Annotated in this window: 22 protein-coding genes; 10 read left to right on the top strand and 12 right to left on the bottom strand. The window is 60.0% G+C overall.

Translation table 11 applies throughout. The features are described 5' to 3' along the window. Position 1: 1 nt before the first annotated feature. The gene (locus tag HB680_RS22155) at positions 2-778 is read right to left on the bottom strand and encodes a ferredoxin--NADP reductase (protein ID WP_213940641.1); all 777 of its coding nucleotides are present in this window, start codon (positions 776-778) and stop codon (positions 2-4) included. Positions 779-1,130: 352 nt separating this feature from the next. On the opposite strand from HB680_RS22155, the gene HB680_RS22150 reads away from it, so the two are divergent. Continuing rightward, positions 1,131-1,844, top strand: a complete 714-nt coding sequence (locus tag HB680_RS22150; RefSeq protein WP_213940640.1) for an autoinducer binding domain-containing protein — start codon at positions 1,131-1,133, stop codon at positions 1,842-1,844. A gap of 168 nt (positions 1,845-2,012) precedes the next feature. Further along, on the top strand, positions 2,013-3,137 hold the full coding sequence (locus tag HB680_RS22145) for a class I SAM-dependent methyltransferase (protein ID WP_213940639.1): 1,125 nt from the start codon (positions 2,013-2,015) through the stop codon (positions 3,135-3,137). A gap of 73 nt (positions 3,138-3,210) precedes the next feature. Here the strand turns inward: HB680_RS22145 and HB680_RS22140 are convergent, their stop codons facing one another. From HB680_RS22140 to HB680_RS22130, 3 genes are all read right to left on the bottom strand, one after another. Continuing rightward, positions 3,211-3,378, bottom strand: a complete 168-nt coding sequence (locus HB680_RS22140; protein WP_082356715.1) for a DUF2474 domain-containing protein — start codon at positions 3,376-3,378, stop codon at positions 3,211-3,213. Between the two features lie 83 nt (positions 3,379-3,461). Next, positions 3,462-4,469, bottom strand: a complete 1,008-nt coding sequence (gene cydB, locus HB680_RS22135; RefSeq protein ID WP_123367752.1) for a cytochrome d ubiquinol oxidase subunit II — start codon at positions 4,467-4,469, stop codon at positions 3,462-3,464. 3 nt (positions 4,470-4,472) lie between these two features. Continuing rightward, positions 4,473-5,915, bottom strand: coding sequence for a cytochrome ubiquinol oxidase subunit I (locus HB680_RS22130; RefSeq protein WP_213940638.1), 1,443 nt, complete (start codon positions 5,913-5,915; stop codon positions 4,473-4,475). Between the two features lie 488 nt (positions 5,916-6,403). Between HB680_RS22130 and HB680_RS22125 the strand changes: the two genes are divergently transcribed. Further along, complete coding sequence (locus HB680_RS22125; RefSeq protein ID WP_213940637.1) at positions 6,404-7,642, top strand: MFS transporter; 1,239 nt, start codon at positions 6,404-6,406, stop codon at positions 7,640-7,642. Here the strand turns inward: HB680_RS22125 and HB680_RS22120 are convergent. Genes HB680_RS22120 through HB680_RS22110 form a run of 3 tightly spaced genes read right to left on the bottom strand, consistent with a single transcriptional unit; the run spans position 7,639 to position 11,344 of the window. Then, positions 7,639-9,840 carry a xanthine dehydrogenase family protein molybdopterin-binding subunit gene (locus tag HB680_RS22120; protein WP_213940636.1) on the bottom strand — a complete coding sequence of 734 codons (2,202 nt, stop codon included), beginning with the start codon at positions 9,838-9,840 and terminating at the stop codon, positions 7,639-7,641. The genes HB680_RS22125 and HB680_RS22120 overlap by 4 nt on opposite strands. Next, positions 9,840-10,826, bottom strand: a complete 987-nt coding sequence (locus tag HB680_RS22115; RefSeq protein ID WP_213940635.1) for a xanthine dehydrogenase family protein subunit M — start codon at positions 10,824-10,826, stop codon at positions 9,840-9,842. The genes HB680_RS22120 and HB680_RS22115 overlap by 1 nt, the downstream gene beginning before the upstream one ends. Then, positions 10,823-11,344, bottom strand: coding sequence for a (2Fe-2S)-binding protein (locus tag HB680_RS22110; RefSeq protein WP_213940634.1), 522 nt, complete (start codon positions 11,342-11,344; stop codon positions 10,823-10,825). Before HB680_RS22110 ends, HB680_RS22115 begins: the two co-directional genes overlap by 4 nt. A 216-nt stretch (positions 11,345-11,560) precedes the next feature. On the opposite strand from HB680_RS22110, the gene HB680_RS22105 reads away from it, so the two are divergent. Next, positions 11,561-11,848 carry a HigA family addiction module antitoxin gene (locus tag HB680_RS22105; protein WP_213940633.1) on the top strand — a complete coding sequence of 96 codons (288 nt, stop codon included), beginning with the start codon at positions 11,561-11,563 and terminating at the stop codon, positions 11,846-11,848. A gap of 6 nt (positions 11,849-11,854) precedes the next feature. On the opposite strand, the gene HB680_RS22100 is transcribed toward HB680_RS22105, so the two are convergent. Next, positions 11,855-12,406 carry a DJ-1 family glyoxalase III gene (locus HB680_RS22100; protein WP_213940632.1) on the bottom strand — a complete coding sequence of 184 codons (552 nt, stop codon included), beginning with the start codon at positions 12,404-12,406 and terminating at the stop codon, positions 11,855-11,857. Between the two features lie 66 nt (positions 12,407-12,472). Beyond that, the gene (locus tag HB680_RS22095) at positions 12,473-12,856 is read right to left on the bottom strand and encodes a DUF4879 domain-containing protein (RefSeq protein ID WP_256735606.1); all 384 of its coding nucleotides are present in this window, start codon (positions 12,854-12,856) and stop codon (positions 12,473-12,475) included. Between the two features lie 281 nt (positions 12,857-13,137). Between HB680_RS22095 and HB680_RS22090 the strand changes: the two genes are divergently transcribed. The 5 genes from HB680_RS22090 to HB680_RS22070 all read left to right on the top strand — a co-directional run bounded on the left by HB680_RS22090 (position 13,138) and on the right by HB680_RS22070 (position 18,157). Beyond that, the gene (locus HB680_RS22090; protein ID WP_213940630.1) at positions 13,138-14,433 is read left to right on the top strand and encodes an NCS2 family permease; all 1,296 of its coding nucleotides are present in this window, start codon (positions 13,138-13,140) and stop codon (positions 14,431-14,433) included. Beyond that, entirely contained in the window at positions 14,430-15,509 is a 1,080-nt protein-coding gene (gene trmA, locus HB680_RS22085) for a tRNA (uridine(54)-C5)-methyltransferase TrmA (protein WP_213940629.1), read from the top strand. The genes HB680_RS22090 and trmA overlap by 4 nt, the downstream gene beginning before the upstream one ends. A gap of 226 nt (positions 15,510-15,735) precedes the next feature. After that, the gene (locus HB680_RS22080) at positions 15,736-16,647 is read left to right on the top strand and encodes a LysR family transcriptional regulator (protein ID WP_213940628.1); all 912 of its coding nucleotides are present in this window, start codon (positions 15,736-15,738) and stop codon (positions 16,645-16,647) included. Positions 16,648-16,856: 209 nt separating this feature from the next. Further along, positions 16,857-17,297, top strand: coding sequence for a type II 3-dehydroquinate dehydratase (gene aroQ, locus HB680_RS22075; RefSeq protein ID WP_213940627.1), 441 nt, complete (start codon positions 16,857-16,859; stop codon positions 17,295-17,297). A gap of 5 nt (positions 17,298-17,302) precedes the next feature. After that, positions 17,303-18,157 (top strand): shikimate dehydrogenase, encoded by an 855-nt coding sequence (locus HB680_RS22070; RefSeq protein WP_213940626.1) that lies wholly within the window; start codon positions 17,303-17,305, stop codon positions 18,155-18,157. Positions 18,158-18,247: 90 nt separating this feature from the next. Here the strand turns inward: HB680_RS22070 and HB680_RS22065 are convergent, their stop codons facing one another. Both HB680_RS22065 and quiC read right to left on the bottom strand, forming a co-directional pair. Next, positions 18,248-18,925 (bottom strand): TetR/AcrR family transcriptional regulator, encoded by a 678-nt coding sequence (locus HB680_RS22065; protein ID WP_213940625.1) that lies wholly within the window; start codon positions 18,923-18,925, stop codon positions 18,248-18,250. Positions 18,926-19,027: 102 nt separating this feature from the next. Further along, the gene (gene quiC / locus HB680_RS22060) at positions 19,028-20,929 is read right to left on the bottom strand and encodes a 3-dehydroshikimate dehydratase QuiC (protein ID WP_213940624.1); all 1,902 of its coding nucleotides are present in this window, start codon (positions 20,927-20,929) and stop codon (positions 19,028-19,030) included. A gap of 435 nt (positions 20,930-21,364) precedes the next feature. On the opposite strand from quiC, the gene HB680_RS22055 reads away from it, so the two are divergent. Further along, complete coding sequence (locus tag HB680_RS22055) at positions 21,365-22,687, top strand: MFS transporter (protein ID WP_256735605.1); 1,323 nt, start codon at positions 21,365-21,367, stop codon at positions 22,685-22,687. 141 nt (positions 22,688-22,828) lie between these two features. On the opposite strand, the gene HB680_RS22050 is transcribed toward HB680_RS22055, so the two are convergent. Beyond that, positions 22,829-23,707 (bottom strand): DMT family transporter, encoded by an 879-nt coding sequence (locus HB680_RS22050; RefSeq protein ID WP_213940622.1) that lies wholly within the window; start codon positions 23,705-23,707, stop codon positions 22,829-22,831. Positions 23,708-23,721 lie beyond the last annotated feature (14 nt).

The raw sequence follows: 23,721 nt of genomic DNA, 5'->3' as shown, positions 1-23,721 counted from the left end.
ATTACCAATAGTTTTCTACCGCCACCTGGCCGGGTCGTCGGCTAAGGCTGAGATTCATATCGCGCAGTTTCAGCAACTTTCGTGTGTCATCGATCATCTGCGGGTTACCACAGATCATCACTCGCGAATGCTCGGGCGTCAGCGCCAGCCCCGCCGCCCGCTCCAGCTCGCCATTTTCGATCAGGATGGTGATCCGCCCGCTCAGCACGCCGGGGACCTGCTCGCGGGTGACCGTGGGGATGAATTGCAGTTTGTGCGCATGCTCTGCCAGGTAGTCACGCTGCGCCAACCCCGCGATCAACTCCTGATAGGCCAGCTCCCGACCTTCGCGCGCACTGTAGACCAGGATGACTCGTTCGAATTTCTCCCAAACCTCGAAATCCTGCAAGATCGACAGGAATGGGGCCACGCCGGTGCCTGTTGATAACAGCCATAGATCACGACCATCAACGAACCGATCCAGGGTCAGGTAGCCCGTGGCCTGTCGCTCCACCAGCAACGTATCCCCCACTTCCAGGCGGCTCAACTCGCTGGTGAACTCGCCTCCCGGCACGACGATGGAGAAGAACTCAAGAAATTCGTCATAAGGGGACGACACCATGGAGTAGGCGCGCCATACCGTACTGCCATCCGGCTTGGTCACGCCCAGGCGAGCGAATTGCCCGGCACGAAAACGAAAACCGGCGTCCCTGGTGGTGCGCAGGGTGAACAGGCTCGCGGTCAGTGGCTGGACGTCGAGCAGGGTCTGGCGCGTGAATTTTTCTTCACTGGCGGTCATGGGGCACTCCATTGAACAGGTGAGGCCAGTGTCCCGCAAAGTACGCGACTTAAACACCTATGGTTTGTGGTGCTTTAGCTAACCGTTCTTATTTCTCTCTATAAAAACAACCAACCAAAACAATATTACTTGGCCAGCACCCATCGATAGTTGGACCGTTTACACCACAACTTTAAACAGAGTTGTCACATCAGCGTTACATGGATTAAGAACCAGTTATGCATTCAACCGCTTTTTCAAGATCAAAAAAATCAGAGCACTTCGGTAGGAATAGTCCTACACTCGTGACGTGCCGGATCCCGGATCCCGGATCCAATAGGCACCCCAGAGGAACGCCAATGGAGCAATGAAAATGGAAATATGGAAGGAGTCACAGTTAACCCAACTGTCATATAGCAAAGAAATTGATATTGCCTACCAGATCGCTCTGAATTTCGTTAAAAACCTCGGCTTCAAATTCTGTGCTTTTTCAATTACTTCAACATCAACGAATGCTCACAACAACACTTTTAACCGAAACAACTTCCCCCCTGACTGGAACACGCAATATGAACAAGAAAAATTTAACGCCATAGATCCAATAGTGGCTCATTGCAAGCACTCGATGTTACCGATTCTCTGGACTGAAGATGTCTTTTCCAAGACACCCTCGCTATGGAAAGCCTTGCAACATCAAGGATTGCAGCACGGTTGGTCGCAATCGACCCACGACGAAGAAAGCGGTCTGTGCAGCATCCTGAGCCTGGCCAGAAGCCACTGTCCAATTACCGCTTACGAGCTGTACGAAAACCTCGGTTTCACGGTTTTCATCAGTCGCCATCTGCACAGCCTCGCGGCCAAGGCCCTGCCCAAAAGCGCAAAAATACCCAGTGCACCGCACTTATCGCCCCGCGAAGTCGAGGTACTGAAGCTATCGGCCGATGGCAAGACCGCGTACGAGATTGCCCTGATCCTCAGCCTTAGCGAGCGCACGGTGAATTTCCATGTGCACCGGGCCATCGAGAAACTCGGGGTCTGCAACAAAACTGCCGCCGTGATCAAAGCGGTCAGGGTCAACATCATCTGAAAGCCCTCGAAAACCTGCGAGTAATCCCACAGAAAAAAACGTACCATTTGCGATCCCTCCAGAGTGATGTCGTAAGAAACCTCACGGCGCAGTCCACTCGGTCGGTTCCGCCCGCTACATCGCCCCAGGGCCGCGGGACACCCGTTGATTATCCAGAGCCCCCGCCCCATGCCCCTGCTCGAAACACCTTTCGCCCAACTCGACCTGATCCGCCAGCCCGAACAGCAGAACGAACCGCTGCAAGCCTTCGATGCCGCCGACGAGTACCTGCTCAATCATCTGGCCGAGCAGCAACCGGCGGCCGATGCTCGAGTGCTGGTGCTCAACGACAGTTTTGGCGCATTGGCCGCCAGCCTGGCGGGCAAGGTTCGGGTTATCAGCAGTGGCGACTCGTTCCTGGCCTTTCAGGGGCTGGAAAAGAATTTGATCCGCAACGGTCAGGCGTTCGACGCGGTACCGAGCGTGCCGGCCAGTGAAGCGTTTGTCGGGCCGTTTGACCGGGTGTTGATTCGGGTACCGAAGACGCTCGCGTTGCTGGAAGAGCAATTGATTCGCCTGCAAGGCCAACTGGCGCCGGGCGCCCAAGTGATTGCGGCGGCGATGGTCAAGCATCTGCCCCGCGCCGCCGGGGACTTGCTGGAGCGCTATATCGGCCCGGTGCAAGCCTCGTTGGCGGTGAAGAAGGCGCGGTTGCTGATCGCCATCCCGGAAGCCAAAGCACCGTCCGCCTCGCCCTACCCGTCCCGCTATTTGCTCGACGAGCCCGCGATCGAACTGCTCAACCACGCCAACGTTTTCTGCCGCGAAGGCCTGGACATCGGCACCCGGGCGTTCCTGCCGCATCTGCCGAAAAACCTTGGCACGGCGCGGGTGGCGGATCTCGGGTGTGGCAACGGCGTGCTGGCCATCGCCAGCGCCCTGCACAACCCTGAAGCGCATTACACGCTGGTAGACGAGTCCTTCATGGCGGTGCAATCGGCCAGCGAAAACTGGCGCGCGGCGCTGGGTGAGCGGGAAGTGATCGTACGCGCCGGCGATGGCCTGGCCGGTCAAGAACCGCAATCCCTGGATGTGGTGCTGTGCAATCCGCCGTTTCACCAGCAACAAGTGGTCGGCGACTTTCTCGCCTGGCGGATGTTCCAGCAGGCCCGAGAGGCGCTGGTGGTCGGCGGTGCGTTGTACATCGTCGGCAACCGTCACTTGGGTTATCACAGCAAACTGGCGCGGCTGTTCCGTGGTGTCGAGCAAGTGGCGGCCACACCGAAATTCGTGATTCTCAAGGCACGCAAATAACCCGGACAAAAAAAACCCTCCGTCAGGAGGGTTGAGGCCGTGCCACAAGGCACGGGATGGGAATCTCGGTGTTTCAGTGGGTGGTCAGGCCGGCGGCATTCATGAACATGCGCATCAGGCTGGCCACGATAAACAGCGCCACGACGCTGCCGGTCCAGATCATCGCCAGCCATCCGAGCCGCTGCCACAGCGGCTTTTTTTCGGCCTGTTCGATGTCGTGCAGGGAAGGTTTGGTGGACATGACACAATCCTCTCTTGAAGTGATGGCGCCTTTGATGACGCCTTCGCGAGCAAGCTTCGCTCCTACAGTTTCAGGGCGGCGGGCTAGTGGTAACCGTCTTCATGGGTGACCTTGCCGCGGAACACGTAGTAGCTCCAGAAGGTGTAGCCCAGGATGAACGGGATGATGAACAGCGTGCCCACCAGCATGAAGCCCTGACTTTGCGGCGGTGCGGCGGCGTCCCAGATTGAAATCGACGGCGGCACGATGTTCGGCCACAGGCTGATGCCCAAACCGCTGTAGCCGAGGAAGATCAACACCAGCGTCAGCAAAAACGGCGTGTAGTGCGCGTTGCGGGCCACGGCGCGGATCAGACCGTACATGGTCACCAGCACCAGGATCGGCACCGGCAGGAACCAGAACAGGTTCGGCAGGGTGAACCAGCGCGCCGCGATTTCGGCATGGGCCAGCGGGGTCCAGATGCTGACGATACCGATCACCGCCAACACCACGAACGCCAATGGCCGCGCCAGATCGTGCATCTGCTCCTGCAACTTGCCTTCGGTCTTCATGATCAGCCAGGTGCAGCCGAGCAGTGCGTAAGCCACCACCAGCGCTACGCCGCAGAACAGGGTGAACGGCGTCAGCCAGTCCAGTGAACCGCCGGCAAACTGTCGGTTAACCACCGGCAACCCATCGATAAACGCCCCCAGCGCCACGCCCTGGAAGAAGGTTGCCGCGACCGAACCACCAATAAAGGCCTTGTCCCACAGATGGCGCTTGTCGTCCTTGGCCTTGAAGCGGAACTCGAACGCCACGCCGCGAAAGATCAGCCCTATCAGCATGAAAATCAACGGCAGGTACAACGCCGACAGCACCACCGAATAAGCCAGCGGGAAGGCGCCGAACAATGCCGCGCCGCCCAGTACCAGCCAGGTTTCATTACCGTCCCAGACCGGTGCGACAGTGTTCATCATCACGTCACGGTCAGTCTTGCCCGGGATGAAGGGGAAGAGAATCCCGATCCCCAGGTCGAAACCGTCCATGACCACGTACATCATGATGCCGAAGATGATGATCACGGCCCAGATCAGCGGAAGATCAATACCCATGACTCAAATCTCCTTGGTCAGGCTGTGGCTGTGGTCACTGTCGGCGTCATCATCGTCAGCTGCGGACAGCGGACGGGACGGCGTGCGTTTCTTGCCAGGTCCACCCTCGTTGGTTTCCTTGCCTTCGTCGATCTTCGGCCCTTTGCGCACCAGCCGCATCATGTAGCCCAGACCGGTGCCGAACAGCGCGAAATACACCACCACGAACAACACCAACGTAATGCTCATCTGCACGAAGCTGTGATTGGAGGACGCATCCGCCGTGCGCATCAAGCCGTAGACGACCCACGGCTGACGGCCGATTTCCGTGGTGAACCAGCCCGCCAGGATCGCGATCAGGCCGGACGGGCCCATCCACAACGCCAGGTACAGGAACGGTCGCGAGGTATAGAGCTTGTCGCTCTTGCGCAGCCACAGGCTCCACAAACCGGTGAAGATCATCAGGAAGCCCAGGCCAACCATGATCCGGAACGACCAGAACACGATGGTCGAATTCGGCCGGTCTTCAGGCGGGAATTCCTTGAGCGCCGGCACTTGTTTATCCAGCGAGTGAGTCAGGATCAGACTGCCCAGGTACGGGATTTCTACTGCAAATTTGGTCTTCTCGGCTTTCATGTCCGGCCAGCCGAACAGGATCAGCGGGGTCGGTTCATCGCCGACGTTTTCCCAGTGGCCTTCGATTGCGGCGATTTTCGCCGGTTGATGCTCAAGGGTATTGAGGCCGTGGAAGTCGCCGATGACCGCCTGGATCGGCGCGACGATCAACGCCATCCACATCGCCATCGACAACATGGTGCGGATCGCCGGGTTGTCTTTGCCACGCAGCAAGTGCCACGCCGCCGAGGAACCGACGAAGAACGCCGTCGCCACAAACGCGGCGGTGGACATGTGCAGCAGGCGGTACGGGAACGACGGGTTGAAGATCACCGCCAGCCAGTCCGTCGGGATGACCTGACCGTTAACGATTTCGTAGCCCTGCGGGGTTTGCATCCAACTGTTGGAGGCGAGAATCCAGAAGGTCGAGATCAGCGTCCCGATGGCTACCATGACCGTGGCGAAGAAGTGCAGCTTGCGGCCGACCTTGTTCCAGCCGAACAGCATGACGCCGAGGAAACCGGCTTCGAGGAAGAAGGCGGTGAGCACTTCATAGGTCAGCAGCGGCCCGGTGACGGAGCCGGCGAAGTCCGAGAAGCGGCTCCAGTTGGTGCCGAACTGATAGGCCATGACGAGGCCGGAGACCACGCCCATGCCGAAGTTCACGGCAAAGATCTTCGACCAGAAGTGGTACAGATCGCGGTAAGTGTCGTTGTGGGTTTTGAGCCACAGGCCTTCGAGTACCGCCAGGTAACTCGCCAGGCCAATGGTGATGGCCGGGAACAGGATGTGGAACGAAATGGTGAACGCGAACTGCATCCGGGCGAGATCAAGTGCCTCCAAACCGAACATAAGTCTTCCTCTGTCAGGTAATACCGGCTGAAGGGCTTATAACCCTGCACCCACTCTGCCCCCACGGATATGGAGTGTGGCGAATTCCAATTCGTTCTTTTTTTAAAAACATCACAACGTAGGGAGTCTGGCCGTCTGGCCGCCGGATCAATTCCTTGTGGGGTATTGATCTGGATCAAGCAACGTTGAAAGAGTAGTCCCATTTTTGACGATGGACGGTGTGGTCTTTTGACGCGTGACAGGTTGCCTCAGCGGTTTGGCAATCAGCAGCAACACATCCCCTGTGTGAGCGAGCTTGCTCGCGAAGGCGGCGTGGCAGTCGATATCCATTTGCCTGACCCACCGCTTTCGCGAGCAAGCCCGCTGCCACAGAGGGATTCCGGTGATTTCGGGATAGGTGCCTAGCTACCTAAATTTTTTGTCAGCGCAACTTCTTGTTACAGCTTGGTGATAATCTCGACCCTTCCCCGCTCAAGACCAGCCTTCAGATGCCCAGCCAAGCGCCCCTGCTGTTACGTCACCACCGTCCTTTCATTGCGTTCTGGCTGGCCCGGGTGTTTACCGCCAGCGGTTTCCAGATGCTCACCGTGGCCATCGGCTGGAACCTGTACCAGTTGACCGGCAACGTGCTGGACCTGGGCCTGGTGGGTTTGGTCGAGTTCGCCCCACGGGTGCTATTTATGCTGCACACCGGGCATGTCGCGGACCGTTATGACCGGCGCAAGGTCGCGGCGATCTGCCAGTCCCTGCAAGCCCTGATCGCCCTGTCTCTGGCCATTGGCAGCGCCACCGATCACGTCACCCGGGAGATGATCTTCATCCTCGCCTTCCTGCTCGGTGCCGCGCGCTCCTTCGAGATGCCGACCACCCAGGCCCTGCTGCCGAGCATCGTACCCAGCGCCTTATTTCCCCGCGCCGTGGCCGCCGCGCAATCGGCGCAGCAATCCGCGACCATCGTGGCGCCTGCGCTCGGCGGTTTGCTGTACGCCTTCGGCAGCGTGTGGGTCTATGGCCCGACGGTGGTGCTGTACATCATCGCCTGTTGCTTGATGCTCAACCTGCCCGCGCGGCAGACGCCGTTGAACAAGGGCAAGGCAACCATGGATTCGCTGCTGGCCGGTATCCGTTTCATTCGCAGCCGCCCGGACATCCTCGGGGCGATATCCCTGGACCTGTTCGCCGTCCTGCTGGGTGGCGCGACGGCGCTGCTGCCGGTGTTCGCCAAGGATATTCTGCTGACCGGCCCTTGGGGCCTCGGCCTGCTGCGTTCGGCGCCGGCGGTGGGCGCATTGTTAATGTCGCTGTTCCTCGCGCGGTTCGCCGTGGAGCGCAAAGTCGGACGGGTGATGTTTACCGCTGTGGGCATCTTCGGCGTGGCGACCATCGCCTTCGGCCTGTCCACGTCATTCTGGTTCTCCCTGGCGGTGCTCGTAGTGCTGGGCGCGGCGGACATGATCAGCATGGTGATCCGTGCGTCCTTCGTGCAACTGGAAACCCCGGACGAAATGCGCGGCCGGGTCAGCGCCGTGAACGGTCTGTTCATCGGCGCCTCGAACCAGTTGGGCGAGTTCGAATCCGGCCTCACCGCCCATTGGTTCGGCACGGTGCCGGCCGTGGTCATGGGTGGTATCGGCACGCTGGTGGTGACCGGGACCTGGATCAAACTGTTCCCGACCCTGGCCAACCGCGACCGTATGCACGTCGCGGTGGAAGAGGCCAAGGTCTAGAGCAATTTATCCAGGGTGATGGGGAAATCCCGCACCCGTTTGCCGGTGGCGTGATAGATCGCATTGGCCACCGCTGCCGCCACCCCGACGATACCGATCTCGCCGACGCCCTTGGAACCGAGGGCGTTGACGATCTCGTCGTGTTCTTCGACAAACAGCACGTCAATCTCGCCGATATCGGCGTTTACCGGGATGTGGTACTCGGCCAGGCTGTGATTCATGTGGCGACCCAACGCATGGTCGGTTTGTGTCTCCTCGTGCAGCGCCATGCCGATACCCCACACCACGCCGCCGAGAATCTGACTGCGGGCCATTTTCGGATTGACCACCCGCCCAGCGGCAATCGCGCTGACCACTCGATTGACCTTCACCGTGCCCAAATCCTCATCCACCAAGACTTCGACGAACACCGCCGAATGAGTCGCTGTGGCGTAGGCTTCGCGTTTTTTATCCGGCTCGGCGTCGACTTGAACCTCAATCGCGTCTTCGCCGCTGTCCCGGACCAGATCGGCCAACGGGATACGGGCCTCCTCGAATGACAGCTGCCCGTCTTCGAACACCGCCTGCTCCGACGTCACGCTACTGAAGGCCGGCGACGTTTGCCGCGCCACGGCGAGCAGTTTGTCCTGCAAGGCTTCGCAGGCCTGCTGCACCGCCGTGCCAACCGACGACACCGTGAACGATCCGCCCTGCAACGGCGCGGTCGGCAATGAAGAGTCGCCGAGGACAAAGGTGACATCCTTCAGCGAAACGCCTGACGCTTGCGCGGCGATTTGCGTCATCACCGTGTAAGTCCCGGTGCCGATATCGGTGGTGGCGCTGCTGACGGTGAGACGGCCGTGGTGATCGAGTGAGGCCTTGGCACTGGCCTTCTGCTGCATCGCTTCCCAGACGCCACCGGCCATGCCCCAACCGACCAACTGCCGGCCCTGGCGCATGCTGCGCGGTTCAGGGTTGCGCGATTCCCAGCCAAAACGTTTGGCGCCCTGGGCGTAACACTCGCGCAGTTCTTTGCTGGAGTACGGTTTGTCTTCGTTCTGATTGCGCTCGGCATAATTGATCAGGCGCAGTTGCACCGGGTCGATGGCCAGCGCGCAGGCCAGTTCATCCATCGCACACTCCAGACCCATCAGCCCCAGTGCCGCGCCCGGCGCCCGCATGTCCAGTGGGGTGAACACGTCCAGTGGCAGCAATTTGTAGGTCAGTTGCACGTTGTCGCAGTGATAGAGCATGCCGCTCCACTCCACCACGTGCTCGGTGAAATCCTCGAAACGCGCGGTCTGGCCGATGGCGGTATGCGCCACCGCGAGCAAGCGCCCGTTGGCCGCCGCGCCTAATTGCAGACGCTGCAAGGTACGGGGGCGATAGCCGAACGTGAACATCTGTTGCCGGGTCAACGTCACGCGCACCGAGCGTTTGAGGTGTAGTGCCGCCATCACCGCCAGCGGCAGTTGATACTGCGGGCGCAGGCCGGAACCGAAGGCGCCGCCGACATACGCAGCAAAAATTCTGACCTGCGCTTTCTCCAGGCCGAAGACCTTTTGCACATAAGACTGACAGTTCTGTGGGCCCTGGGTCTTGTCGTGGATATGCAGACTGCCATCGGGTTGATACAGCACCGTACTGGCGTGGGGTTCCATCGGGTTGTGGTGTTCGATGGGTGTGCTGTAGTTCAAATCGAGGCTCATGGCCGCGCCAGCGAACTCGGCCTGAAAATTCCCACGGGGTTTGGGCAGTTCGGCGGGTGCGGGATGGGCTTCGCCTTGCAGGATCAGCAGATCGGTCTGATGAGGTTCGGTCTCGTATTCAACCGTGATCAATGAACCGGCATGGCGCGCCAGCTCCAGGTTATCCGCCACCACCAGTGCCAACGGCTGACCGCTGTACAGCACTCGATCGTTGTACAACGGCCGGAACGGCGAGCCGTCCGCCGAGTCGGCGTCTTCATAATCCTTGTCATAACTGGCGATCTTCGGGCGGTTGGTGTGATCGATTACCGCGATTACGCCCGGCAACGCGAGGGCTTTGCTCGCGTCAATGTTGATCACGCGACCGCAGGCGATGCGACTGGAAACAACACTGCCATGCAGCAGGCCATCCTCGGGAAACTCTCCCGCATAACGCGCCTGACCGGTGACTTTAAGATGACCGTCGACCCGGTCCAGCGGTTGCCCCATTGGCTTGGTAAAGGTAGTCATCAGGCTTGCCCTCCCCGCGCGGCGTCGCTCAAGGCGCGGACAATCGCGCGGCGGGCCAGGGTGACTTTGAACGCATTGTGTTGGAGAGGCTGCGCGTTTTGCAGCAAAGCGTCGGCGGCAGCGGTGAAGGTTTCGAGGCTGGCCGCTTTGCCCACCAACCAATTCTCCACAGCTGGGTCGCGCCACGGTTTGTGGGCCACGCCGCCGAGGGCAAGGCGCGCCTCGCGAATCACCGGCCCGGTAAAATCGAGCGCGGCGGCCACCGAAACCAACGCGAAGGCATAGGACGCCCGGTCGCGAACTTTCAGGTAATGACTGTATTCGGCGAAACCGACGGCGGGCAGTTCGATGGCAGTGATCAGCTCATCGTCGGCCAAGTTGTTGTCGCGCTCGGGGCTGTCGCCAGGTAAACGGTGGAAGTCGGCGAACTCGATGGTTCTGGCGCCATGGCGACCTTGCACATGCACCACTGCTTCCAGCGCAGCCAGTGCCACGCACATATCCGATGGATGCGTGGCGACACATTGCGCACTGGCGCCGAGGATGGCGTGAATCCGGTTCAGTCCCTCCCGCGCCGGGCAACCGCTGCCGGGTTCGCGTTTGTTGCACGGCACGTTGGCGTCGTAGAAGTAATAGCAGCGGGTGCGTTGCAGCAGGTTGCCGCCGGTGCTGGCCATGTTGCGTAATTGCGGTGAGGCGCCCGCCAGAATGGCTTGGGATAACAGCGGATAACGCTGCTCAATCACCGGGTGCCAGGCAAGATCCGCGTTACTCACCAGCGCGCCAATCATCAGTCCGCCCCTGTCCGTCTCGCTGATCTCACGCAACGGCAAACCGGTGATATCGATCAGGTGCTCGGGGCGGGTCAGGTTTTCCTTCATCAAATCCAGAAGATTCGTACCGCCCGCGATGAAGCGCGATGCCGGGCCGGCGAGATGTACGGCATCCTGCACCGAATCCGGCTTGCTGTAGTGGAACGGATTCATTGGCCACCTCCTTGCTGGCAGGCAGGCAAGGCTTCTTCGATGGCATCGCGAATATTGCTGTAGGCGCCGCAGCGGCAGAGGTTACCGCTCATCAGTTCCTTGATCTGTTCAGTGGTCTGCGCCCGACCTTCGTTCACCAGCCCGACCGCCGAACAAATCTGCCCCGGCGTGCAATAACCGCATTGAAAGGCATCGTGCTTGATAAAGGCTTGCTGCATCGGATGCAGTTCTTCGCCGCTGGCGAGGCCTTCGATGGTGGTCAACTCCGCGCCGTCGCACATCACCGCCAAGGTCAAGCAGGCATTCACCCGCTTGCCATTGAGCAACACCGTGCAGGCGCCGCACTGGCCGTGGTCGCAGCCCTTTTTGGTGCCGATCAGGTCCAGTTGCTCGCGCAGCAGGTCCAACAGCGTGGTCCAGGGCAACACATCAAGTTCACGCACCTGGCCGTTGAGCCTCAGGCGCAGCGGATGACGGGTGAATAACGCTGGCGCAGCGTCGGGAGTGATCGGGCTCATAAACACCTCACGGTTGGTCGTACATTCGCGGCGTTTTGGCAAACCGCCGTCATAAGGGGTACGACTTCGGGGGTTGGATGAGCGTTCAAAGGAATTGATCTGTGGTGTTTGCTCGGCGCAAAGCACACTTTGGCCGACCAAGTGCGATACATAGATACCGCATCGAGTGTAATGTATCGCCTTACACTTTCTCGACCACTGACAGGAGGCAGGACCATGCCCATGCACAACCCGCCGCACCCTGGCGAAACACTCTTGCAGGACGTGCTGCCCGAGCTTGGCATCAGTGTCACTGAGCTGGCCCGCCATCTCGGTTTTGCACGACCGCATCTTTCCAGGGTGTTGCATGGCCACGCGCCGATCAGCCCGGACCTCGCGGTACGTCTTGAGCGGGCAGGCATCGGTAAAGCCCGGATGTGGCTAGGTGTTCAAACCGATTACGACCTCTGGCAGGCCGAGCATCGTGAGCAGCCGGCCATCGAGCCCATCGCTCTCCATGCCTGAGCAGACCTAAACCAACAACTCCCCCGCCACCGCCGCCCGTGTGGCTTTGCCACAGAGTTGTTCCACCAGCGCCAGCGCAAAGGGCAGCGCGGCGCCGGAGCCTTGGGCGGTGATGCAGTTGCCATCGACCACCACCGGTTGATCGATGAAGTTGCAGCCCGATAAGTGGTGACTGACCGCCGGCAGGCAGGTCATGCGCCGTTGCCGCAAAACCCCGAAGGCTTGCAGCGCCAGGGCCGGCGCTTCGGCGATGCCGGCGAACAGGCGTCCGGCGGCTGATTGATCCTTGATCAATTGTCCCAGGGGTTGATGCGCCGCCAAGTGTTGCGCGCCAACGGCACCACCGGGCAGGGCAATCAGGTCGAACGGCTGGGCCAGCAGGTCCACGAGCATGGCGTCGGCGGTCAGGCGGGTGCCGCGGGCGCACGTGAGCATGCGCCGCCCTTCGATGCTGGCGAGCACCACTTCGACTTGGGCGCGGCGCAGTACATCAACCAAGGTCACGCATTGCAGGTCATCGATGCCCTCGGCGAGGGTAATCAGAGCTCTAAAGGTCATGGGCACGGTCCAAGGGATGATCCTTGAAGCTTAGTCAGCTTTAGTGTCCCTTGTTCGCGTCGGCCGTTACTTGATGTAAAGCTGCGTCGAAACCGCGTCGCCACCGCCGTTGATCGACCGGTTACTGAACGTGAATGTCCCTTCCTGCCTGTCACCCAGATCGAAGATGTACAGCTTGCCGACAACCCGCGTCTGGGTGCTGGTGCATTGCGTCGGGTTGCCGTTGTCGTAGGCGCAGACATTGGTTTGCATCCCGTCGAGATTGAAACCGTCGAGCTGGACCGTCGGCTTGCGGCCATAACCCATCTCCAGCACATAGACCTTGATGTTCGCCCCGCCGTGATTGCACGTCGTCCGTTCTTGCCCCGCCGAGATGTTTTCAATACCGCACGCCGCCGACTGGACCTTGAGCACCTGAACATTGCTCAACGGCGGTGCCGAAGCCGCCATCACCGCAGGCACACTGGCCAGCAACGCGAAAAACAGCCCCGACGACCGAACGATATTGCACGTGATGCGAACCATGACGACTCCCCCAAAACAGGCGCGCAGTATGGCTCAGTTCAGCGAACGGCAAAACATCGCCGACGATCGCAGCCAATACCCCACGCTGCTGGTATGATGCGCGGCTTTTTCCGACCCACAGAAAATTCCCGGGTGCCTTGGGCAGTCTGTGCTTTGCTGTTGAGGTCGATACATTCACGGCGCACTGCGCGCCACGGGGAGCAGACATGCTGGAAAGGCTGTTTCAACTCAAGGCACACAACACCAACGTGCGCACCGAGATTCTTGCGGGCGTCACGACCTTCCTGGCCATGGCCTACATTCTGTTCGTCAACCCGAGCATCCTCGGCGAGACCGGCATGGATAAGGGCGCCGTGTTCGTCGCCACGTGTCTGGCAGCGGCCTTTGGCTCGACGGTGATGGGCCTGATCGCCAACTACCCGATCGCCCTCGCGCCGGGCATGGGCCTGAACGCCTTCTTCACGTACACCGTGGTCCTGCACATGGGCCACACCTGGCAAGTGGCGCTGGGCGCGGTGTTTATCTCGGCGGTGTGCTTCTTCCTGCTGTCGATCTTCCGCATCCGCGAATGGATCATCAACAGCATCCCGTTGCCCCTGCGTTCGGCGATTGCCGCCGGTATCGGTCTGTTCCTGGCGCTGATCGCCCTGCACAACGCCGGCATCGTGGTCAGCAACCCGGCAACCATGGTCGGCCTCGGTGACTTGAAACAGCCGGCCCCGATCCTTGCGACCCTGGGCTTCGCCCTGATCGTCGCCCTCGAAGCGTTGAAGGTTCGCGGCGCGGTCCTGATCGGCATCCTGGTGGTGACCATCGTGTCTATCGTGATGGGCTTCACCCCGTTCGGTGGCGTGATGTCGATGCCTCCGTCCCTGGCCCCAACCTTTCTGCAACTGGACATCAAAGGGGCTCTGGACATCGGTCTGGTCAGCGTGATCTTCGCCTTCCTGTTCGTCGACCTGTTCGACAACTCCGGCACCCTGATCGGCGTCGCCAAGCGCGCCGGCCTGATGGGCAAGGACGGCCACATGCCGAAAATGGGTCGCGCACTGATCGCCGACAGCACCGCGGCCATGGCCGGTTCGCTGCTGGGCACCTCGACCACCACTAGCTACATCGAATCCGCCGCCGGTGTAAGCGCCGGTGGCCGTACCGGTTTGACCGCCATCGTCGTGGCGATCCTGTTTCTGCTGGCGCTGTTCTTCTCGCCACTGGCCGCCAGTGTTCCGGCGTTCGCTACCGCACCGGCGCTGCTGTTCGTCGCCGTGCTGATGACATCCGGTCTGGCCGAAATAGACTGGGACGACATCACCGTGGCCGCACCGGTCGTGGTCACCGCCCTGGCCATGCCATTCACGTATTCCATCGCCAACGGCATCGCCTTCGGTTTCATCGCCTGGACCGTGATCAAGTTGCTGTCCGGCCGCGCCCGTGAGCTGAACCCGGCGCTGGTGATTCTGTCGATTCTGTTTGTGATCAAGTTGGGTTGGTTCAACGCATGACTTTTGATTCCCAGGCCTACGCCGTACAGCTCGAAGAAAAGGTCACGCGCTTGCGTGACCTGCTGGCCCCGTTCGGTGCGCCAGAACCTGAAGTATTCGACTCGCCGCTGAAAAACTTCCGCCTGCGCGCGGAGTTTCGCCTGTGGCGCGAAGGCGGCGACCGTCACTATGCGATGTTTGCCCAAGATGACAAACGCACGCCGATCCTGATCGAAGAGTTCCCGATCGCCAGCCTGCGCATCAATGAATTGATGCCCAAGCTCAAAGCGGCGTGGCAAGCGAGCGCGGCCCTGAGCCACAAGCTGTTCCAGGTGGAGTTCCTGACCACCCTGGCCGGCGATGCGATGATCACCCTGTGCTATCACCGCCCGCTGGACGAACACTGGCACACCGCCGCGTCGAAGCTGGCGGCAGACTTGAACGTCAGCATCATCGGCCGCTCCAAGGGCAAGCGCGAAGTCATCGGCCATGATTATGTGGTCGAGCAATTCGAAGTCGGCGGTCGCACTTTCAGCTACCGCCAACCGGAAGGCGCGTTCACCCAGCCCAACGGCACCGTGAACCAGAAGATGCTGAATTGGGCTTACGATGCCTTGGGCGATCGCACCGACGATTTGCTGGAACTGTATTGCGGCAACGGCAACTTCACCCTGCCCCTCGCCACTCGCACGCGCAAAGCGCTGGCCACCGAAATCAGCAAGAGCTCGGTCAACGCGGCGTTGAGCAACCTCAGCGAAAACGCCGTGGATAACGTCACCCTGGTGCGTCTGTCCGCCGAAGAACTGACCGAAGCCTTGAACGAAGTGCGGCCGTTCCGTCGCCTGCACGGCATCGACCTCAAGAGCTACGAATTCGGCAGCGTGTTCGTCGACCCGCCGCGCGCCGGCATGGACCCGGACACCTGCGAACTGACCCGACGCTTCGACAACATCCTCTACATCTCCTGCAACCCGGAAACCCTGGCGGCCAACATCGCCCAGTTGCACGACACTCACCGCATTACTCAATGCGCGATGTTTGACCAGTTTCCGTGGACCCATCACATGGAATCCGGGGTGTTGCTGACCCGGCGGTGATTGCCGGTGCCTGATACGAATCAGCCGTCGTGATGACGGCTTTTTTGTGGGTGCTTGTTGGACGATGAATAACCTGTGGCGAGGGAGCTTGCTCCCGCTGGACTGCGCAGCAGTCTCGTTTTGTGGGGCGGCTTCGCAGCCCGGAGGGAGCAAGCTCCCTCGCCACAGGTTCAATGTGATACATAAAGACTCAGACAACTCCATTCAATCCCCGGTGTAATCAATCATGCAGCGACACTTCGACGATCTTCAGCTCGGCAGCATCGAGCTGTTTTGCCTGGCCGCCGAAGCTGGCAGCTTTACCGCTGCCGCACTGGTGGCCGGGGTCACGCCGGCAGCGGTGAGCCGGTCGGTGTCGCGCATGGAGGAGCGCCTGGGTGTGCGGTTGTTCGCCCGCACCACTCGCAGCGTCAAGCTGACCGACAGTGGCCGGCGTTATTACGAGGAATGCCGTCAGGCGCTGGCGCAATTGGTTGAAGCGCAAAGGGAGGTCATGGGCCAGCAGCAGGAACCGTCCGGCACCTTGCGCATCAGTATTCCTACAACGTATGCCCATCACCGAATCCTGCCGCTGTTGCCGGCGTTTCGCGCGCGGTTTCCGGCGGTGAAGGTCGAGACGCATATCAGCAATCGCAACATCGATTTTGTCGGTGAAGGCTATGACATGGCGATCCGCGTGCGGGCGATTCCGGATTCCGGTCTGATCGCCAGGCCGCTGGAAGATGCGGCGCTGGTGATGATTGCCAGTCCCGAATACCTCAAACGCGTCGGGGTGCCGCAAACGCTCGACGATCTTCAGCAGCACGAATGCATTCAGTACGAATTGCCCAGCAGTGGCCGGCGGATTGCCTGGCTGTTTAACGACGACGGCGAGCCCCGGGAGATTCTCGCCGAGGGTAGCCTCAGTTGCTCCGACGACGTGCTGGGTGGCGTGACCCTGGCGAAACACGGTGCGGGGTTGTTTCAGACCTATCGTTTTATCGTCGAAAGCGAGTTGGCCGATGGTTCGCTGGTGGAGGTGCTCAAGCCGTATGGTGGACGTTCGCGGCCCTTCACCTTGCTCTATCCGCAGAGCCGGCATGTGCCGTTGCGGTTGAGGGCTTTCATTGATTTTTTGGTCGAGCATTTGCCGCGTTAAAAAATCGCAGCCTGCGGCAGCTCCTACAGAGGAATGCGTTCAACCTGTAGGAGCTGCCGAAGGCTGCGATCTTTTGCTTTTGTCCGATCACCGAACACAAAACAGCGCCAAATCTTCTCTTCAATTGACCAAAGTAACTGTCTAGTACAATTTATCTCCCAGGGCGAAACCTATAGCCCATGCCAAAAATAATAAGTGGAGAGACCCCGATGCCCCCTATCGTTCTGGTGCTCAACGGCCCGAACCTGAACCTGCTCGGCACCCGTGAACCGGCGACCTATGGTCACGAAACCCTGGCCGACATTTCCGCGTTGTGCGGTCGCGCCGCCGAGGAATTCGGTCTGACGGTGGAGTTTCGCCAGACCAACCATGAAGGCGAATTGCTCGACTGGATTCACGCCGCTCGCGGCCGTTGCGCCGGGATCGTGATCAACCCGGCAGCCTGGACTCACACGTCGGTGGCGATCCGCGATGCATTGGTCGCCAGTGAACTGCCGGTGATCGAAGTTCACCTGTCCAACGTCCACGCCCGCGAACCGTTCCGTCATCACTCCTTTGTCTCGGCCATTGCCACCGCAGTGATGGCCGGCTTCGGCAGCCACGGCTATCGTCTGGCGCTGGAGCATTTCAGCCAACGTTTGAAAGGGTGAGCGCCATGACACACAACACCGCGGTACTCGCCGGGCTGATCGGCGCCGGCATCCAGGCCTCGCGCACGCCGGCGCTGCACGAGCATGAGGGCGATGCCCAGGGCCTGCGCTACCTCTATCGCCTGATCGACCTCGACCCGTTGCAGCTTGACTGCAATGCCCTGCCCGATCTGCTGATGGCTGCCGAGCGCATGAACTTCACCGGGCTGAACATCACCTTCCCATGCAAGCAGGCCATCATTCCGCTGCTCGACGAATTGTCCCCGGAGGCCCGCGGCATTGGCGCGGTGAACACCGTGGTGCTGAAGGATGGCAAACGCATCGGCCACAACACCGATTGCCTGGGCTTTGCCGAAGGTTTTCGCCGGGGCTTGAAGGACGTTTCTCGTGAGCGTGTCGTCCAGATGGGTGCCGGCGGCGCCGGTGCGGCAGTGGCCCACGCGTTGTTGAGCGAAGGCGTCCGGCAACTCAGCCTTTTCGATGTGGATGACGGCCGGGCGCAGGCGTTGGCGAACAACCTCAATCAGCACTTCGGTGCTGGCCGCGCTGTGGCCGCGCATGATCTGGCGAGTACCTTGGCGGTGGCCGATGGCCTGGTGAACACCACGCCCATGGGCATGAAAAAACTGCCGGGCACGCCGGTGCCGGTGGAGCTGTTGAGGACTGAATTGTGGGTGGCGGAGATTGTTTACTTCCCGCTGGAAACCGAACTGCTACGTAACGCCCGGGCCATGGGTTGCCGGACGCTGGATGGCGGGACCATGGCGGTGTTTCAGGCGGTGAAGGCGTTTGAATTGTTCAGCGGCGTGGTGCCGGATGCGTCGCGGATGTTGGCGCATTTTCAGAGTATGAATGGTTGAAGATCAAAAGATCGCAGCCTTCGGCAGCTCCTACACGGGTTTTGGGTACACCTGCAGGAGCTGCCGAAGGCTGCGATCTTTTAAAATTAATCAGGCCTGCAAATAGCGCAAAACCGACTCGCAAATCATCGCCCGATGACGCTGCTTGACGCCGTCGTCCGGCAAGTCGATCTGAAAAATCTCACCAAAGGTATGGCGGTTCGACACGCGATAAAAGCAGAACGAACTGATCAACAAATGCACATCCAGCGGTTCCAGGCCGGCCCGGAACACCCCTTCTTCAGCGCCGCGACGCAGAATCTCATTCAGCGAATCGAGGATGGTGTTGTTCATCGCCTTGATCGCATCGGAGCGCTTCACAAACTCAGCGTTGTGAATGTTCTCGATGCAGACGATACGCACAAAGTCGACATTGCGGTCATGGTGATCAAAGGTAAATTCCACCAGCCGCCGAATCGCCTCCACCGGCGCCAGTTCGGCCAGGTGCAGCCGGTTTTCGGTGCTGCGGATATCGCCGTAGAGTTTCTCCAGCACCTCGACGTACAGCTGCTCTTTACTGCCGAAGTAGTAATAGATCATGCGTTTGGACGTGTGGATGCGCTCAGCGATCGCGTCGACGCGAGCGCCGGAAAGCCCTTGCTGGACGAACTCGACAATCGCCTCTTGGAGGATGTTTTCGCGGGTTTTTTCCGGGTTGTTCTTGCGACTCTTGCGAGGCTCGACAAGCGGTTCGTCGGAGGCTACGGGGAGTTCTGAAGTTATTGTCATTGCGGGCTCACGGCCATCACTGCACAGGTGGGCGATTATGGGCTGCGCCGCACAGTGAAGGAAGTCGCGCGGCCGCCGTTTAACCCCATGTTTACGATTTTCCTACAACTTTGCCTGACGTACGGCACCACTTCGGGACTTGGCCATGGCCGCCAGACGCACCGCGACATTGGCCGCACCGTAACCGGCGTACCCGTTTTTGCGCTGGATGATTTCAAAGAAAAATCGCCCTTCGAACGGCTCGGTATAAACGTGAAACAACTCGCCGCCCTGGGCATCGCGGTCGTAGAGCACGTTGAAATACGCCAGTTCGCTGAGGAACTCATCATCGAAATCAAACCGCGCGGCGAGGTCATCGTAGTAGTTGAGCGGGATATCCAGCAGCGGCACGCCCGCCTCTTTCGCTCGGCTGACTTCGGCGAAAATATCGTCGCAATCGAAGGCGATGTGATGCACCCCGGAGCCGCGATAACTCGACAGTGCGTGTGAGATCGCGGTGTTGCGGTTCTCGGAAATGTTCAGCGGCAAGCGGATCGAACTGTCGCGACTGCGCAGTGCGCGGCTCTTCACCAGGCCGTAGGGATCGGGTAGCACCACTTCGTCGTCCGCCTCGAAATCCAGCAGGCTTTTATAGAACAGCACCCAACTGTCGAGGCTGTCCGCCGGCAGCGCCATGGCCATGTGGTCAATGCGCTTGAGGCCTCCAGTGGCGGAGGCCACCGGTTGCAGATTGAAATCAGTACCGTAGACATCGGCGTGCTGATCCACCAGGTAAATCAGGCTGCCGTCCGGCGCGCGGACCGCCGCCAGCTCCAGTTCATTCGGGCCGACCAGTCCGCGATAAGGCTGGCCCTTGTAGGCCACGGCGCGTGCGAGAGCGCTGGCACTGTCGTTGACCCGCACGGCGGTGGCGCACAGCGACGGGCCGTGGGCCTCGAAAAAGCTGTGGGCGAAAGAGTACGGTTCAGAGTTGAGGATCAGGTTGATATCACCCTGGCGCAGCAGGCTGACGCTCTTGGAACGATGCTGCCCGGCCTTGACGAAACCCAGGCGCTCCAGCCAATGCGAGAGCTTGGCGCCGAGGCTTTCATCCACCGCGAATTCGAGAAACTCAATGCCGTTGTACTCGCTGGCCCTGGGGGTTTCGAACAGGATGTCGACGTTGGCCACTGGCTTGGCTTCCTGCGCCAGACGCTGGCGGGTTTTCTCCTCCAGGTACAGCAACGAGCGCAAACCGTCGGCGGCATTGGCCCGTGGCGGCGCGGCGCGAAAGCCGTCGTTGAAGATCTCCAGCGACAGCGGCCCGGTGTAGCCACTCTTGATGATCGGGGCGAGGAAACCCGCCAGATCGAATTCACCCTGGCCCGGAAAGCAGCGGAAATGCCGACTCCACTCCAGCACATCCATGGCCAGGATCGGTGCGTCGGCCATTTGCACGAAGAAGATTTTGTCGCCGGGAATCTCGGCGATGGCGCTCGGGTCGCCCTTGAGCGACAGCGTATGAAAGCTGTCGAGCAGCACGCCCAGACTCGGGTGATCTGCTTGGCGCACGATGTTCCACACCTGTTGATACGTGTTCACATGCCGGCCCCATGCCAGTGCTTCGTAGCCGATGCGCAAACCGCGAATGCCGGCCCGCTCCGCCAGCAGACGCAAATCATCGACCAGGATTTGCTCATCGCCGATTGAATCGGCCGACGCATTGCTGCACACCAGCACCAGGTCGGTGCCCAATTCCTGCATCAAATCGAACTTACGCTCGGCTCGCTCCAGATTGCGCGGCAGACGATCGCGGCGGCAGCCTTCGAAATCGCGGAAGGGTTGAAACAGCGTGATGGCAATCCCGAGATCGGCGCACATCTGTTTAATTTCTCGGGGGCTGCCGTCGTAATACAGCAGGTCATTCTCGAAAATCTCCACCCCGTCGAACCCGGCGGCGGCGATGGCTTCGAGTTTTTCCGGCAGGGTACCGCTCAAGGAAACGGTGGCAATGGAACGCTGCATATCTCGACTCCCGGTGATTGCACATCCCTTTGTAGGACGGAGGACTGGTGGACTGTAGGAGCTGTCGAGTGAAACGAGGCTGCGATCTTTTGACTTTGATTTTTTAAGATCAAAAGATCGCAGCCTCGTTTCACTCGACAGCTCCTACACGGCTCCAACACGCCTCCTACACAGCGCCTACAGGGATCGCGTTTTCTTGGGGTAAATTATTGGCTCCAAGCTCCCACACAGCAATTCAAAGTGTACCAGGCAGTTAGTTTTATGTGCGATTATCGAACACAATGGCCCTTGGCGAATTGACGATTTTTTGTCCACTGCCCAACATCCACTGCACATTGAGCCCGGTCATGAAAACCGTGGTTCGGTTACAAAAGACCTAGAACACCACATAAAAATAATCGGGTGGCCTACATGACTCCTTCTCAAAGCTCTCCCATGGAGCATTCCTCCATGACTCCTGCCCGCAGCGGCATCGGCATCGGCGACAAGATCCGTGGCGCCATGGCCGTCGGCAAAACCCGTTGGGGCATGCTGGCGCTGGTGTTTTTCGCCACCACCCTGAACTACATCGACCGCGCCGCACTCGGCGTCATGCAGCCGATCCTGGCCAAGGAAATGAGCTGGACGGCGATGGACTACGCCAACATCAACTTCTGGTTTCAGGTCGGCTACGCCATCGGCTTTGTGCTGCAAGGTCGGCTGATCGACCGGGTCGGCGTCAAGCGCGTGTTCTTCTGCGCGGTGCTGCTGTGGAGCCTGGCCACCGGCGCCCATGGCTTGGCCACGTCGGCCGCAGGCTTCATGGTCTGTAGGTTCATTCTCGGTTTGACCGAAGCCGCGAACTACCCGGCCTGTGTGAAAACCACGCGGTTGTGGTTTCCGGCCGGCGAACGCGCCGTGGCCACCGGCATTTTCAATGCCGGGACCAACGTTGGCGCGATGTTCACGCCAATGCTGTTGCCGCTGATCCTCCACGCGTGGGGCTGGCAGGCAGCGTTCCTGTGCATGTCGGCACTGGGCGGGATCTGGTTGCTGTTCTGGGGCCTGAAGTATTTCAACCCGGAAGAGCACCCGAGCGTCAAACAATCGGAACTGGACTACATCCAGAAGGAAGTCGAGCCGGAACAATCCCGCGTGTCGTTCTCCACCATCCTGCGCATGCGCGGCACCTGGGCCTTCGCCCTCGCCTACTCGATGACCGCGCCGGTGTTCTGGTTCTACCTTTACTGGCTGCCACCGTTCCTCAATCAGCAATACAACCTGGGCATCAACGTGACCCAAATGGGCATTCCGCTGATCATCATTTACCTGACGGCGGACTTCGGCAGTGTCGGCGGCGGGATCCTGTCCTCGTTCCTGATCGGTCGCGGGATCAACCCGATCAAGGCGCGGCTGATGTCCATGTTCCTGTTCGCCTGCTGCATCATCGGCGTGATCATGGCGGCCGGATCGAGCAACCTGTGGGTCGCAGTGGCGGCGATTTCCCTGGCCATCGGCGCGCACCAGGCCTGGACCGCGAACATCTGGAGCCTGGTGATGGACTACACGCCTAAACACATGATGAGCACGGTGTTTGGTTTCGGTGGGATGTGCGCCGCGATTGGCGGGATGTTCATGACGCAGTTGGTCGGGCACATTCTGACGGTGACCAACAACAACTACACCGTGCTGTTCACCATGATCCCGGCGATGTACTTCATCGCGCTGATCTGGATGTACTTCATGGCACCGCGCAAGATTCCTACGATCGCTGACTAAAACACACCTCTATCCCCTTGTGGGATGTCCCCTGTGGGAGCGGGCTTGCTCGCGAAAGCGGTGCGTCAGACACGATGATGGTGGCTGACACGACGCCTTCGCGAGCAAGCCCGCTCCCACATGAGGTTCATTGCAAGGTTTTCAGCGGCGGCTCTGCTGCCACGCCGCCGCCAACCCGCTGCAACAAATCACCGCGATCCCGACCACCGTCGTCAGGGTCGGCGTGTGGGAAAACAGCAGCCAGCCGAGCAGACCGGCAAACACAATCTGACAATACCCAAACGGCGCCAGCAACGCCGGGGCCGCGTAGCGGAAGGCCTGGGTCAGAAACAAATGCGCGGTCATCCCGCAACACCCCAATGCCAGCATCAACAACCCATGACCCAACGTTGGCACCTGCCAGAAGAACGGCACCAGCGCGCTCATCACCAGGGTGTTGCACAACCCGGCGAAGAAGTTGCTGGTGGTCGGGCTGTCGATCTGGCTGAGCTTGCGGGTGAGCAACTGATAGAAGCAGAAAAACATCGCCGAGCAGAACGGTAGCAACACCGCAGGGGTGAACAGTTCACCGCCGGGGTGGACGATGATCAACACGCCGACAAACCCGCAAATCACCGCGATCCATTGGCCACGGGTGACGTGTTCCTTGAGCAGCGGCACCGACAGCGCGGTGACCAACACCGGCGCGAGGAAGTTGACCGCCGTGGCTTCCGCCAAGGGGATGTACAACAGGCCGGTGGTGAAAAACAGGCTGGTACCCAACAGGCACAACGCCCGGGCCAATTGCAGCAAAGGTCGTTTGGTGCGTAGGACGCGTAACCCGGATTGCGGCAGAAAGATCCCGGCCATCAACAAGGTGTGAACCAGATATCGCGCCCAGACCACCATGATGATCGGGTAAAAACCGGAGAGGTATTTGGACAGCGCGTCATGGCTGGAAAACAGGAACGTCGCGGCGACGATCAGCAAAATCCCTTTGAAGGGTTTGTTTACACCGGAGAGTGGGGTGCTGAGGGTCATGGCAATCCTTTGGA

It is taken from the genome of Pseudomonas sp. dw_612 (assembly GCF_018449725.1).
Taxonomy (GTDB): Bacteria; Pseudomonadota; Gammaproteobacteria; order Pseudomonadales; family Pseudomonadaceae; genus Aquipseudomonas.
This window is presented reverse-complemented; position numbering and strand designations above follow the sequence as displayed.

Bases quoted from the DNA above. Each gene is read 5' to 3' on its own strand.
- HB680_RS22155 (WP_213940641.1), bottom strand. From the start codon at position 778: ATGACCGCCAGTGAAGAAAAATTCACGCGCCAGACCCTGCTCGACGTC.
- HB680_RS22150 (WP_213940640.1), top strand. From the start codon at position 1,131: ATGGAAATATGGAAGGAGTCACAGTTAACCCAACTGTCATATAGCAAA.
- HB680_RS22145 (WP_213940639.1), top strand. From the start codon at position 2,013: ATGCCCCTGCTCGAAACACCTTTCGCCCAACTCGACCTGATCCGCCAG.
- HB680_RS22140 (WP_082356715.1), bottom strand. From the start codon at position 3,378: ATGTCCACCAAACCTTCCCTGCACGACATCGAACAGGCCGAAAAAAAG.
- cydB (WP_123367752.1), bottom strand. From the start codon at position 4,469: ATGGGTATTGATCTTCCGCTGATCTGGGCCGTGATCATCATCTTCGGC.
- HB680_RS22130 (WP_213940638.1), bottom strand. From the start codon at position 5,915: ATGTTCGGTTTGGAGGCACTTGATCTCGCCCGGATGCAGTTCGCGTTC.
- HB680_RS22125 (WP_213940637.1), top strand. From the start codon at position 6,404: ATGCCCAGCCAAGCGCCCCTGCTGTTACGTCACCACCGTCCTTTCATT.
- HB680_RS22120 (WP_213940636.1), bottom strand. From the start codon at position 9,840: ATGACTACCTTTACCAAGCCAATGGGGCAACCGCTGGACCGGGTCGAC.
- HB680_RS22115 (WP_213940635.1), bottom strand. From the start codon at position 10,826: ATGAATCCGTTCCACTACAGCAAGCCGGATTCGGTGCAGGATGCCGTA.
- HB680_RS22110 (WP_213940634.1), bottom strand. From the start codon at position 11,344: ATGAGCCCGATCACTCCCGACGCTGCGCCAGCGTTATTCACCCGTCAT.
- HB680_RS22105 (WP_213940633.1), top strand. From the start codon at position 11,561: ATGCCCATGCACAACCCGCCGCACCCTGGCGAAACACTCTTGCAGGAC.
- HB680_RS22100 (WP_213940632.1), bottom strand. From the start codon at position 12,406: ATGACCTTTAGAGCTCTGATTACCCTCGCCGAGGGCATCGATGACCTG.
- HB680_RS22095 (WP_256735606.1), bottom strand. From the start codon at position 12,856: ATGGCGGCTTCGGCACCGCCGTTGAGCAATGTTCAGGTGCTCAAGGTC.
- HB680_RS22090 (WP_213940630.1), top strand. From the start codon at position 13,138: ATGCTGGAAAGGCTGTTTCAACTCAAGGCACACAACACCAACGTGCGC.
- trmA (WP_213940629.1), top strand. From the start codon at position 14,430: ATGACTTTTGATTCCCAGGCCTACGCCGTACAGCTCGAAGAAAAGGTC.
- HB680_RS22080 (WP_213940628.1), top strand. From the start codon at position 15,736: ATGCAGCGACACTTCGACGATCTTCAGCTCGGCAGCATCGAGCTGTTT.
- aroQ (WP_213940627.1), top strand. From the start codon at position 16,857: ATGCCCCCTATCGTTCTGGTGCTCAACGGCCCGAACCTGAACCTGCTC.
- HB680_RS22070 (WP_213940626.1), top strand. From the start codon at position 17,303: ATGACACACAACACCGCGGTACTCGCCGGGCTGATCGGCGCCGGCATC.
- HB680_RS22065 (WP_213940625.1), bottom strand. From the start codon at position 18,925: ATGACAATAACTTCAGAACTCCCCGTAGCCTCCGACGAACCGCTTGTC.
- quiC (WP_213940624.1), bottom strand. From the start codon at position 20,929: ATGCAGCGTTCCATTGCCACCGTTTCCTTGAGCGGTACCCTGCCGGAA.
- HB680_RS22055 (WP_256735605.1), top strand. From the start codon at position 21,365: ATGGAGCATTCCTCCATGACTCCTGCCCGCAGCGGCATCGGCATCGGC.
- HB680_RS22050 (WP_213940622.1), bottom strand. From the start codon at position 23,707: ATGACCCTCAGCACCCCACTCTCCGGTGTAAACAAACCCTTCAAAGGG.